Below are 13,098 nucleotides of genomic sequence, written 5' to 3'. Positions count from 1 at the left end.
TCTCTATCCTCAGATGGGCAGCTTGTCGATACGCCGTCCACCCCAAGCCAGGTTGATAATGGCACGGGAAACTGTGATGGCAGTAAACATGGAGGCGGTCAGACCAATGCCCAGCGTCAGGGCAAAGCCCTTGATGGCGCCAGTACCGATTCCGAACAGGATCACACAGGTGATCAGCGAGGTCACGTTGGAGTCGGCGATGGTGGAGAATGCTCGATCAAAGCCCAGATGGATGGCTTGCTGAACACCCCGACCGTTGCGGATCTCTTCACGAATACGCTCGTAGATCAGCACGTTGGCATCCACCGCCATACCCAGCGTCAAGACGATACCGGCGATACCCGGCAATGTCATGGTGGCCCCCGGAATCATCGACATGATGCCGACAATCAACACCAGGTTCATACAGAGCGCCAAGTTGGCAACCCAGCCGAACGCGCGGTAGTAGATCCCCATGAACAGCACGATCACCAGCATGGCCCAGCCGATGGCTTCCATACCGCTGTCGATGTTCTGTTGACCCAGGCTCGGGCCAATGGTGCGCTCTTCCACGATCTGGATCGGGGCGATCAGGGCGCCAGCACGCAGCAGCAGCGCCAGGTTGTGGGCTTCGTTGGCGTTGTCGATACCTGTGATACGGAACTGGCTGCCAAGACGCGACTGGATGGTGGCGACGTTGATCACCTCCTCCTGCTTGCGGAACTTGCGCTTGCCATCCGGACCCGGTTGACCGACCGGCTTGTACTCGATGAAGACGGTCGCCATCCCTTTACCGACGTTATCCTTGGTAAAGTTGGCCATCTTGTTGCCACCCTGGCCATCCAGCTTGATGTTGACCTGGGGACGGCTGTACTCGTCGAAACCGGACTGGGCACCCACGATGTGGTCACCGGTCAGGATCACCCGCTTTTGCAGCACCACGGGACGACCATTGCGATCGTTGTAGACCTTGGAGCTGGGCGGGACACGGCCGTCGGCCGCAGCCTGGATATCGGCAGTCTCATCGACCATGTGGAATTCCAGGGTCGCGGTTGCACCCAGGATCTCCTTGGCGCGGGCGGTATCCTGAATACCGGGCAGTTCAACGACAATGCGCTCGGCGCCTTGCTGTTGTACCAGCGGCTCGGCCACGCCCAGTTCGTTGACCCGGTTACGGATGATGGTGATGTTCTGCTCGAGGGCGTACTTCTTCACTTCCTTGATCTTGGCTTCGCTCAGACCAGCCAGCAGGATGAACTCATCCCCTTTCTGCTCGGTAGTGAAGGTCAAATCAGGGTTCTGACGACGCAGATGAGAAACGGCGCGTTCCTGATCGGCTTCGTCACGGAAGATCACCTGCACCTGATCACCGACCCGGCGCACGCCGGAGTAACGGATCTTCTGGGTGCGCAGCTCGGAGCGGAAATCCTGCACCATCTGCTCTTGCTGCTTGGTCAGTGCTTCGGCCATGTCCACTTCCATCAGGAAGTGCACACCACCGCGCAGATCAAGACCCAGCTTCAGAGGCGCCGCACCGATGGCTTCGAGCCAGGCGGGAGTGGAAGGTGCCAGGTTGAGTGCGGTAATGAAGTTGTCGCCCAGCTTGTTGGCAACGATATCGCGCGCCTTCAGCTGGTCTTCGGTGTTCTTGAAACGGATCAGGATAAAACCGTGCTCGAATGCAGCATGTTTGACCGGGATCTTGGCCGCTTCAAGGGTCTCTTTCACCAGATCAAGAGTATCTAGCTTGACTTCGGCACCACGGCTGGCAGAAACCTGCAAAGCCGGATCTTCGCCGTAAAGATTGGGGGCTGCATATAGAAAACCGATGGCGATCACCAGGATCACCATCAGGTATTTCCACAGCGGATAGCGATTCAACACGCTGTGCTCCTTGGGAGATTAAAGGGACTGGATAGAACCCTTGGGCAGAACGGCAGAGACGAAGTCCTTTTTGATGGTGACTTGAGTCTGGTCGTTCAGGGCGATCACCAGGTAATCGCTGTCTGCAGCTACTTTGGCAATTTTGCCAACCAAGCCACCGGAAGTGAGCACTTCATCACCCTTGGACAAGGAGCTCATCAGATTGCGGTGATCCTTGGCACGTTTGGCCTGGGGACGATAGATCATGAAGTAGAAGATCAGGCCGAATACGGCCAGCATGATGATCATTTCCATACCACCACCCTGTGCACCCGGTGCTGCGCCTTCTGCATACGCCTTGGAGATAATGCTCATTTAACAACCTCTTATTGATGTAGATTTAAAAAAACAAAATTATATGTTGTTGTTATTTAACGTCATTTTCAGCTAACGGAGGCACAGGCTTCCCTTGCCGACGGTAAAACTCTGTTACAAAGTCGTCTAATTTACCCTGCTCGATCGCGTCCCGCAAACCCTGCATCACACGCTGGTAATAACGCAGGTTATGAATCGTATTCAGACGGGCACCGAGGATCTCGTTGCACTTGTCCAGATGGTGCAGGTAGCTTCGGCTGTAGTTCTTGCAGGTGTAGCAATCACACTCGGCATCCAGGGTACTGGTGTCGTTGCGGTGCTGGGCATTGCGGATCTTCACCACACCATCGGTGGTGAACAGGTGGCCGTTGCGGGCGTTGCGGGTCGGCATGACGCAGTCGAACATGTCGATACCGCGGCGCACCCCTTCCACCAGATCTTCCGGCTTGCCGACACCCATCAGGTAGCGCGGCTTGTCAGCCGGAATTTTCGGGCAGACGTGCTCGAGGATACGGTGCATGTCCTCTTTGGGTTCACCCACTGCCAGACCACCGACCGCATAACCGTCGAAACCGATCTCCAGCAGCCCCTTGAGGGAGACATCCCGCAGATCTTCGTAGACCGAGCCCTGAATGATGCCGAACAGGGCGTTCTTGTTACCCAGCGCATCAAACTTTTCACGGGAGCGCTTGCCCCAACGCAGGGACATCTCCATGGACTTGCGCGCTTCCTCATAAGTGGCCGGGTACGGGGTGCACTCGTCGAAGATCATCACGATGTCGGAGCCCAGATCGTACTGGATCTCCATGGACTTCTCGGGGTCGAGGAAGATCTTCTCGCCATTGATGGGGTGACGGAAGTGGACGCCCGCTTCGGTGATCTTGCGAATATGGCCCAGGCTGAACACCTGGAAACCACCGGAGTCGGTCAGGATCGGGCCCTGCCAGTTCATGAAGTCATGCAGATCGCCGTGGGCACGCATCACTTCCTGACCCGGACGCAGCCAGAGGTGGAAGGTGTTACCCAGCAGGATCTGGGCGCCGGTTTCACGCACTTCTTCCGGGGTCATCCCCTTGACGGTGCCGTAAGTCCCGACCGGCATAAAGGCCGGCGTTTGTACCACACCACGTTCGAAGACCAGTTGACCGCGACGGGCACGGCCGTCGGTGGTTTTCAGTTCAAATTTCATTGCTACCTCGGCTGCGTCAGATAAACAGTCTGACAATAGGAGGGCCGCTCACGGCCCGGTAAATAAGCTGAAGCTTATGCTTCAACCTGGCGACGGGTGACGAACATGGCGTCCCCATAGCTGAAGAAACGGTACTGCCCGGCCACGGCTGCCTGATAGGCCGCCATCACGTTGTCATAACCGGCAAAGGCGCTGACCAGCATGATCAGGGTCGACTCCGGCAGATGGAAGTTGGTGACCATGGCATCGACAATCTGGAACTTGTAACCAGGGAAGATGAAGATATCGGTGTCACTAAAGAAGGGCGCTAGCGGTTTGCCCTGCGCCAGGGTGACCTTGGCCGCGCTCTCCAACGAACGGACCGACGTGGTCCCCACCGCGATCACCCGACCACCACGGGCACGGGTGGCCGCGATGGCATCTACCACCTCTTGCGGCACTTCCGCATACTCGGAGTGCATGTGGTGATCTTCAATCTTCTCTACCCGCACCGGCTGGAAGGTCCCCGCCCCTACATGCAGGGTGACGAAGGCCGTTTCAACCCCTTTGGCCCGAATTTTCTCAAGCAGCGGCTCATCAAAGTGCAGACCGGCGGTCGGCGCCGCGACGGCGCCCGGCTTTTGATTGTAAACGGTCTGGTAGCGCTCCTTGTCGGCATCCTCGTCGGGACGGTCGATATAGGGGGGCAGCGGCATGTGGCCGATGGCCTCCAAAATCTCCAGCACCGGACGCGGGTCGAGGAAGTGGATCTCGAACAGAGCGTCGTGGCGGGCGCGCATCTCGGCTTCAACGCCGCCATCCATGATCATCCGGGTGCCGGGCTTGGGCGCCTTGGAGGCACGGACATGGGCCAGCACGCTGTGCTCGTCCAGAATGCGCTCGACCAGTACCTCCAGCTTGCCGCCGCTGGCCTTCTGGCCAAACATGCGTGCCGGAATGACACGGGTGTTATTGAATACCAGCAGGTCACCCGGATTGAGCTGATCCAGCACATCCACAAATTGACCGTGGCGCAGGGCGCCAGTTTGACCATCGAGCTGCAACAGGCGGCTGGCGGTACGCTCTGCCATCGGATAGCGGGCAATCAGCTCGTCTGGCAGATCAAAATGAAAATCGGATACTTGCATCTTTCACCTCGGGGGGAATCGGCGGCTAGTCTAGTTATCCCCATCTTCCAAGGCAACCCAAAAGACCAAAAACCCAAGAGAGACAAGGGGTAGCGAGCAATATTGAGACACACATCCGGTTAATGATTCTTTAATGTTCTGTATTGACCCTGATCATGTTTTGCCAATGGGCGCTGGGCTAGGGTGAAAGCAGATACACAAGGAGGCCCACCATGATGACCCTATCCGAAATCATGACCGAACATCCCTTCACTCTGGGTCCGTCAAACAGTGTCAAACAGGCGATGGACCTGATGCAGCAGGAGCGGATCCGCCACATTCCCATCGTCGACGAGCAGCATCACCTGCTGGGGCTGGTAACCCTCACCGATATCCTGGCCACCCGGGAATCCAAGCTGCTGCTCATCAGCCCGGAGCGGGAAGCCGAATTTACCGACAGCGTACAACTCGACGAGATCATGACACGGCAAGTGGCGAGCGTAGATCCTCACGCCGGCATCAAGGAGGCGGCACTTTATCTGCAGCGGCACAGATATGGCTGCCTGCCGGTACTCAAAGGACGCAAGCTGATCGGCATTGTCACCGAGTCGGACTTCATTGCCGTGGCCATCAACCTGCTGGAATTGATGGAAGAGCAGGAACCACCTACCGACTTTTGACAGCTCTGACTGTAATTAAATTACAATAAAAGCGTTTTCAGCCGTCAAAACAAGCTGAAATGATGAAACACTTTCATTTTGACTGAAAAATTACACCAAATGCTTGCCTTGTGATCTGCGTCACACTATCATCCCTCTCATGCAATAGTTGCCGAGGGGGAGACGAGGGATTGTGCACCCATTATCTTCCTCTCATATGTCTGCAAGTTTGCACACCCCGTAGTTAGTCTTTGCTGTAAAGCATTTGTTTATATAGCCATTCCTTGTTTGATGACCCGGCCCTGTCGTTGCGATAGCGCCGGGATTTTTTTATCTGCGCTTTTCGGCTTCCCCCTTACCAGCACATCCCCCATCGCTGCGAGCAGCTGCCTCAACCTCCTGCGCCACCCGTTTGCACCACCGTTTATCTCATCGCGTCATCGTGGATCTGCACACCCCTTCTTATGCCTTGAAAAGGCGATGTAGCGCACAGATATTGAACCACGACAAGGCGTTATCTCAGTAGGCCAGAGATATTCATGTTAGGTACAGCCATAGTGAGCTATCTAATAAGTAGATTTAAGCGATTCAAAATTGCGGCTTTTATCGATTAGCGGAAGCCCCTATGATGAATCCATCGAAAGTTAAGCGCCTCGTCTGGCAAGACTCTTCAACACCAGACCGGCATATGTACATCACCAAGGAGCAATTACATGTCTACCTACATCAACACTGAAATCAAGCCGTTCAATGCTACCGCCTACCACAATGGCAAATTCGTTCAGGTGTCTGACGCTGACCTGAAAGGCAAGTGGTCCGTGGTCTTCTTCTACCCGGCTGACTTCACCTTCGTTTGCCCGACCGAGCTGGGCGACCTGGCTGACAACTACGCTGAATTCCAGAAACTGGGCGTCGAGATCTACTCTGTCTCTACCGACACCCACTTCACTCACAAAGCATGGCACGACACTTCTGACACCATTCAGAAGATCCAGTACCCGATGATTGGTGACCCGACTGGTACCATCACCCGCAACTTCGGCGTGATGATCGAAGAAGCTGGTCTGGCTGACCGCGGTACCTTCGTAATTGACCCGCAGGGCATCATCCAGATCGTCGAGATCAACGCTGGCGGCATCGGCCGTGATGCACTGGAACTGCTGCGCAAAGTCAAAGCAGCCCAGTACGTTGCCTCCCACCCGGGTGAAGTGTGCCCGGCTAAATGGAAAGAAGGCGAAGCCACTCTGGCCCCGTCCCTGGACCTGGTAGGCAAGATCTAAGCCTCCGGCTTCCAAGACCGGCCCGTATAAGGGCCGGTTTTGTTTCCGGCCCCAAGCAAAGGCGCCGGTCTGCTTTCCGGCCTTGCCAAATAGACCTGAAAGCAGACCGACTCACATTTAATGCCAACTCGCCATTACAAGAAGGAATTCGACCATGTTGGATACCAACCTCAAACAACAGCTGAACACCTATCTGCAGTACATCGTCAATCCCATCGAGATCAGCGTGTCCGGCAACGACAGCGACAAATCTGCAGAGCTGCTGGCACTGGCCAGCGAGATCGCCGAGATGTCCCCCAAGATCACCCAGACCTCTGGCACTGCCGTTCGCAAGCCTTCCATGAGTGTCGCGCCGCAGGGCCAAGCTCCGCGCGTTCACTTTGCCGGCATCCCCATGGGTCATGAATTTACTTCTCTGGTACTCGCCCTGCTGCAAAGCGGCGGCCACCCCTCCAAGGCCGATGCGGCCGTGCAGGAGCAGATCCGCAATCTCAAGGGTGAGTTCCACTTCGAGACCTATATCTCCCTCTCCTGCCACAACTGCCCGGACGTAGTTCAGGCCCTCAACCTGATGGCGACCCTGAACCCCGGCATCACCCACACCATGATCGACGGCGCCCTGTTCCAGGATGAGGTCAATGAGCGTCAAATCATGGCGGTACCGAATGTTTACCTGAACGGTCAACCGTTCAGCCAGGGCCGTATTTCACTCGAAGAGATCGTCGCCAAACTCGACACCGGCGCCGCAGAGCGCAAAGCTGCCGAGCTGAATGAGAAAGCTCCCTACGACGTACTGGTGGTGGGCGGTGGCCCGGCCGGCGCCGCAGCGGCCATCTATACCGCTCGTAAAGGCATTCGCACCGCCATCGTTGCCGAGCGTTTCGGTGGTCAGGTAATGGACACCGTCGGCATCGAGAACTTTATCTCAGTGCCCTATACCGAAGGCCCCAAGCTGGCCGCCAGCCTGGAGCAGCACGTCAAAGAGTACGGCGTTGAAGTGATCACCGAGCAGCGCGCCGCCGCCATCAGCAAAGATGGATATGTGAACGTGGATCTTGCCTCTGGCGCCACTTTGAAGAGCCGCGCCGTGATCCTGGCTACCGGTGCCCGCTGGCGCGACCTGAACGTGCCGGGCGAGCTCGAGTACCGCACCAAGGGCGTGGCCTACTGCCCGCACTGCGATGGTCCCTTCTTCAAGGGCAAGCGAGTAGCTGTGATCGGTGGCGGTAACTCCGGCATCGAGGCAGCGATCGACTTGGCTGGCATCGTCGAGCATGTGACTGTGGTGGAGTTCGCCGACACCCTGCGTGCCGATGAAGTGCTGCAGAAGAAGGCTCGCTCCATGAGCAATATCGACATCATCATGAGCGCGCGCACCACCGAAGTGATCGGTGATGGCAGCAAGGTGGTCGGTATGGACTACGAAGATCGCACCACCGGTGAGATCAAACACCTGGCGGTGGCGGGTATCTTCGTCCAGATCGGCCTGGTACCGAACACCGAGTTCCTGAAAGGGAGCGAGATTGCCCTGACCCGCTTTGGCGAGATCGAGATCGATACCAAAGGGGCGACCTCCCTGCCCGGCGTCTACGCCGCAGGGGATGCCACCACGGTACCGTTCAAGCAGATCATCATCTCCATGGGTGCTGGCGCCACCGCCGCACTGGGTGCGTTTGATTACCTCATCCGCAACCCGGCGCCGGAAGCAACCAAAGCTGATGCTGTGACTGCCTGATAAACCCCGCCAACAAAAAGCCGACGCTCGATTAAGTAAACACGAGCGTCGGCTTTTTTATATCTGCATCGATGCGCAATAAAAACCCCGCAGCAAATGGCGGGGTTGTTCATGACTGGACTTAAACGACGGGCATCACTCCAGCAAGAAAACAGCCTCGATATTATCACTTACCGTGATCTGCTGTTGTTGATAGCTGTTGTCCGCCATATCCGCCGCAGGAGCAGCCATCGCCATGCCCTGCACCACCTTCAGGTTGCGGCTGTAGGCGGTAATGGGCGAAGCATTGCGGTACTCCACACTGTAGACCTTGCCAAGCTTCATCCCGAACGCCTTGGCCAGAGATTCAGCCTTGGTTTTGGCATCCTCAACGGCATTCAAACGGGCCTGCTCCTTGATGACCTGCGGCGATTTCAACCCGTACTCAATCTGGGATACGGACTCCAGCCCGGCTTTGAGTGCGGTATCCATCAGGGGGCTCAACTTGTCGAGCTGATAGAGCTTCACCGCCAATTGTCGCTGAGCACGATACCCCAACAATACCGGCTTCTTGTTCTCGCCATACTGATATTCCGGAGAAACCATCAGGTTGCCAGCCTCAACATCGCTGCGCTTTATTCCCAGCCCTTCCAGTTGGCTGAAAAAGGCTGCGACCTTGGTATCGACCTGCTGCTTGGCCTTGAGGCCCTGCTTATCCAGTGCACTCACCGCCACATTGAGGGTGAGCATATCGGGTTCGGTCTTCTGCTCGGCATAGCCACTCACCACCAGATGGGGCGCTTGCGGCACTTCAATCGCCAGCAGCGGAGCACTGACAACCAGAGCGGAAAGAGTAAGAAGGGGACGCCACATAGAAAAAAACCTCAATCGGAAAGATTGAGGCCATTATGCCCGTGCAGCTACGGGATTCATATATCGTGCAAGGGGGGGAGCTGATCCAGTATCTGATTGGTCAGATCGAGACTAATGGTGACCATGCTGCCGGGATCCTGGCTCTGGTTTGCCATATCCAGCGCAGGAGCCGCGCCACAGACCAACACCTCATCATCGAAATGGAACGAGTCCCACGACAGAACGTGTCCTTGCACCTCCTGTCCGATATTGGTGCCACCACTATCCTCCTCCATCGCAGACCAAGGGATGGTATCAGATGGTCCTAGCAAATCTTGCAACAACGGAGAGTGAAAACTGGCCAGCGGATACTCCTGCTGCCCCTGATGATGGCCAACCAAAATCATGTTATGGGCAGACTCGGTATCCATGACCGGTACATAAGTGATAGAGGCCGTAGCGAAGTCAACATAGAGCGAGCCCGCTACATCACCGGCCTCATTCTCAATCTCCATCCCATCCAGCCGATCCCCCGCGATCGAGGCCTGATAGCCAAACTGGCCTGCGCAGGTAATGTTCCCCTGCCCATCCCAGCTATAACGGATGCCATCAATGTCGACCCAGTTGAATGACTGCATGATTACCCCTCTCCTCTACTGCCGCTATCTTATCCATCCCCTTGAGGAAAAAACAGGGGCCAGGCAAGCCCGGCCCCGTTCAAGGGTTAAATATCAACCTTAAGGTTACCGTCATCCAGTAGTTGCTTGATGATATCCTGGTTAGAACCCAGAGAAGCCAGATCGAGTGTATTCTGGAACTGAATTGTCAGTTCCGCCTCCCCACCAGCCCCTGCAGGATCGATCGTCAACGTCTTGGTGGCCGTGTTGAACTGCAGATAGTTGATCAGCACGGCTGCCAAGTCTTCGTTGTCCCCCAGCGCTGGTACGCCAACCAGCAGATCAGACAGATCCAGCACATCGCCACCGCTGGCCGTTCTACCCAGAGTGAAGTCAGTTATGCTGTCGGTACTGCCATCAGCATCCCCCGCCAACCACTTGAAGGTGTCGCTACCAAGACCGCCGATCAAAATGTCATCACCCAGACCACCAATCAAAGTGTCATTGCCCGCCCCTCCTTCCAGACGGTCATTGCCATCATTGCCATTAAGCACATCAGCACCTGCATGGCCGAGTAATACATCATCTTCGCTGGTGCCTACGAGGGCATCATTGGCATTGGTACCTTCCATTACTATCGGTGCCACCGTGGCACTGGAAGCAATATTGATGGTCAGCTGAGCTGTATCCTGATCTCCATCACTTTGTGCCAGTTGATAGTTGAACACATCCGCCTTGCCCACATTGTTGAGATCCGGGTTCGGAGTATAGGTGTAGGTACCATCACTGTAGACTTCGAGTGAGCCATAAAGCCCAACTACTGTTTGGCTCGTGGTAACTGCGGTATAGCTGCTGCCATTCCAGATCTTGAGCACAGTGCTCTCCGCTCCGATGGCATCAACACTTCCCCAAGGATCGCCACTCATCATGTCGTGGTTGGGCTCGGTTAACAGATTGCCATGTGCAGCCGTCAAGGCAATCGCAGTCGTCACGTTGAGTTTGATATTATCCAGCTGCAAAGTGGAGTCAGAGTTACCAGAACCATCATTCACCGAGAAATAAACCCGGTAGCGTGTCCCAGCATCCAGGGTAGACGTCGTGATAGTCGACAACGAACCCGGATCACCGGATAGATTACCGCTAAAGCCAACGCCAGAGAGTTGAACCCAGCTTGAACCATCGAATTTGTACAGATTCCAAGTCACTGTATCGCTGGCATGTACGTTAGCTCTATCGTATTGGAAGCTAAGTGTGGTTGTATCTGCCAGCCCAGTGACGAACTCTGGGGTCAAAAGCTGTGCAGCACCTGCGCCATCATCATTTCTATCAACGAGTTGTAATATGCCTCCACTAACACGGCCGTCCAGGGTTGAAGTATCTAGCGTACTGACAATCCACTTGTTGCCATTGCTCGCCACGGCATCGCCAATGGAACTGGAGCTCAAGTACATCACACTCCGACCAGTGCCAGAAGTGTCATAGATCCAGGGATTGTACCCGGCACCACTGTTCGCAGAATTGGTCGTATCCCCAAAGTCTGCCAGTGTGGTGCTGGTCGTAGCCCCCGGGATCATGATCTGGGTTACCAGCGCTTCATCACCGTTGTCATAGGCGATAACATCACTGGAATCTGTCGTGATCATGTTGAGTACGCCGGTCTTCACGTCCCCATCCGCATCGCTGATGGTGTAGCGGAAGGTCTCTGTATAGTCATTTGCCACGTCCAGCGACAAGCTATAGCTATATGCCCCTGTCAACAAATTGACCGAGAAAGTTCCCCCACCATGAGTGGGAATAGTTAGCACATGCGTTATTGCGTTGTAGCCGGAATACGTCGTGGTATACACCACATCCGGGGTTTCCGGGTTGCCATCTGCATCATGAGAGATACTGGTGATTGGCAAGGTCGCCGGACCATCAGCACCGAATACAACCCCAGCATCAGTCAGCAAATTCCCTGTGGTTGGGACCTGTACTGTCCCGGACAGGGTCGAAGCCAGCTGACTCAGATCCGTGACAATGATAGCCGGTTGCTGTTGACCAGAGCTTCCGTTGTAAGCTATCGGCGTCAGCGCGCCAGCGGTTGCGCCGGTACCCATGCCCAGGGCATAAGCATTGATATCATTACTGTTAAGGAAAGCTTCCCAAGCGGTTTGTTCCGCTGTGTTGATGCCCGTACTTCCGGTACCGCTAACACCTGGCCAATTGGTACTTTCGGTGGGTTCCCCATCGGAGAGGAAATACAGCACACTCTGACCACCGATGATTTTTCCTGCCGAGTCGTAAGCTGACATAGCCTTGATCAGAGCATCGTCATAATCAGTCCCGCCATTACCCAAATAGTCGGTAACACCATTAATGACATTCAAAGCCTGAGTGGCTGTCAGCCAGACATCGCCAGATCCCAAGAAGTTAGTGGTTGCCGAGCTGGCAAAACCAACCAGACGCACCATTACGTCCCCTACATCGTCATAGTCACTAATGAGCTGCAGAATGGATGCCTTGGCAATGGCCATGCGGGTAGCAAATCCAGCCACTCCCGAGGCGTAATCCATGCTGCCTGATGTATCCAGGATGATCATAAGATTGGTGCTTGGATTCGAAAACTCCTCGACACGGGTATTAAGGTCAACAGGCTGTGCCGGCACATCATCCACTATCTTCACGCTCAGGGTGTTCGTCGCCGAGTCCCCATCGCTGTCCACCAGGCTCACCGCGAAGTCTTCAAACAGGCTGTTGTTGCCATTCGCCGTCGGGTGCGCCTCGTTGTCGTTCAGGGTGTAGCTGTAGCTCACCAGCCCGGTCGCCGAGTTGTACCCGGTGATGGTCAGGGTGTTGCCCAGCGGCGTGGTCACCCCGCTCAGCGGGAAGCCCGCCACCACCCCGTTCACCACGATGTTGATGCCACCCACGCTCAGGCTCTGCACCCCGTCCGGTGCGCTGATGGTGAAGCTGCCGGGCACCGTGGTCGACTCCTTACTGCTGTCCGACCCCGCCGACTCAATGTCGCCGCGCCCTGCCAGCAGATCATCTTCGTACACGATGGCATCGCCACCCGCCCCTTGTGGAATGAGGTTGGTGATGGTCACCCCGTCATCGTCGTTCCTGATGGCCAGGGTCAGGGTCGCCGTGCTCACATCCCCGTCCGCATCGGTCAGGGTATAGGTGAACACTTCACTCCCCGTCGCCCCGCCCGGCAGCGCCACAAATTGCGGGTCTGCCGGGTCGAGGGTGTAGGTGTAGGTGCCATCGGCATTGAGCACCAGGCTGCCGTAGATCCCGGGCAGAGTGCGCGCAGTCACCGCCGCACCATCCGCCCCCTGCACGTCGTTGGTAATGACGTTGCCGGTGAGGGTGACGCTGCTTTCGCTCGCCGTGCCATTGGTGTCGTTCACCGCCGTCGGTACATCATCCACTATCTGCACGCTCAGGGTGTTCGTCGCCGAGTCCCCATCGCTGTCCAC

The 13,098-nt window shown here is 56.0% G+C and carries 10 protein-coding genes; 3 read left to right on the top strand and 7 right to left on the bottom strand.

All coding sequences use genetic code 11. From position 1 onward, the window contains the following. Positions 1-9: 9 nt before the first annotated feature. The 4 genes from secD to queA form a co-directional block, all read right to left on the bottom strand. On the bottom strand, positions 10-1,863 hold the full coding sequence (gene secD, locus AB5Y86_RS03705) for a protein translocase subunit SecD (RefSeq protein ID WP_005337324.1): 1,854 nt from the start codon (positions 1,861-1,863) through the stop codon (positions 10-12). 18 nt (positions 1,864-1,881) lie between these two features. After that, complete coding sequence (yajC, locus tag AB5Y86_RS03700) at positions 1,882-2,217, bottom strand: preprotein translocase subunit YajC (RefSeq protein WP_005337327.1); 336 nt, start codon at positions 2,215-2,217, stop codon at positions 1,882-1,884. Between the two features lie 52 nt (positions 2,218-2,269). Next, positions 2,270-3,406 (bottom strand): tRNA guanosine(34) transglycosylase Tgt, encoded by a 1,137-nt coding sequence (gene tgt, locus AB5Y86_RS03695; RefSeq protein WP_069555774.1) that lies wholly within the window; start codon positions 3,404-3,406, stop codon positions 2,270-2,272. 74 nt (positions 3,407-3,480) lie between these two features. Then, on the bottom strand, positions 3,481-4,533 hold the full coding sequence (gene queA, locus AB5Y86_RS03690) for a tRNA preQ1(34) S-adenosylmethionine ribosyltransferase-isomerase QueA (RefSeq protein ID WP_021229691.1): 1,053 nt from the start codon (positions 4,531-4,533) through the stop codon (positions 3,481-3,483). Between the two features lie 212 nt (positions 4,534-4,745). Between queA and AB5Y86_RS03685 the strand changes: the two genes are divergently transcribed. The 3 genes from AB5Y86_RS03685 to ahpF all read left to right on the top strand — a co-directional run bounded on the left by AB5Y86_RS03685 (position 4,746) and on the right by ahpF (position 8,186). Beyond that, positions 4,746-5,192, top strand: a complete 447-nt coding sequence (locus AB5Y86_RS03685; protein WP_013723842.1) for a CBS domain-containing protein — start codon at positions 4,746-4,748, stop codon at positions 5,190-5,192. Positions 5,193-5,884: 692 nt separating this feature from the next. Continuing rightward, the gene (gene ahpC / locus AB5Y86_RS03680; protein ID WP_005337335.1) at positions 5,885-6,451 is read left to right on the top strand and encodes an alkyl hydroperoxide reductase subunit C; all 567 of its coding nucleotides are present in this window, start codon (positions 5,885-5,887) and stop codon (positions 6,449-6,451) included. 154 nt (positions 6,452-6,605) lie between these two features. Then, positions 6,606-8,186: an alkyl hydroperoxide reductase subunit F gene (gene ahpF / locus AB5Y86_RS03675; RefSeq protein WP_368192175.1), complete on the top strand. Its 1,581-nt coding sequence runs from the start codon at positions 6,606-6,608 to the stop codon at positions 8,184-8,186. A 135-nt stretch (positions 8,187-8,321) separates the two neighbouring features. Here ahpF and AB5Y86_RS03670 read toward each other — a convergent pair whose 3' ends face one another. The 3 genes from AB5Y86_RS03670 to AB5Y86_RS03660 form a co-directional block, all read right to left on the bottom strand. After that, on the bottom strand, positions 8,322-9,038 hold the full coding sequence (locus AB5Y86_RS03670; protein ID WP_368192174.1) for an SIMPL domain-containing protein: 717 nt from the start codon (positions 9,036-9,038) through the stop codon (positions 8,322-8,324). A gap of 56 nt (positions 9,039-9,094) precedes the next feature. Further along, a complete protein-coding gene (locus tag AB5Y86_RS03665) occupies positions 9,095-9,655 on the bottom strand; it encodes a hypothetical protein (RefSeq protein ID WP_368192173.1) in 561 nt (186 codons plus the stop codon). 86 nt (positions 9,656-9,741) lie between these two features. After that, entirely contained in the window at positions 9,742-13,098 is a 3,357-nt protein-coding gene (locus AB5Y86_RS03660; protein ID WP_368192172.1) for a type I secretion C-terminal target domain-containing protein, read from the bottom strand.

The sequence above is a fragment of the Aeromonas sp. s8 genome, assembly GCF_040907785.1.
In the GTDB taxonomy this organism is placed as follows: Bacteria; Pseudomonadota; Gammaproteobacteria; order Enterobacterales; family Aeromonadaceae; genus Aeromonas; species Aeromonas veronii.
The sequence above is the reverse complement of the archived record's forward strand: the minus strand, read 5'-3'. Positions and strand labels throughout refer to the sequence as shown.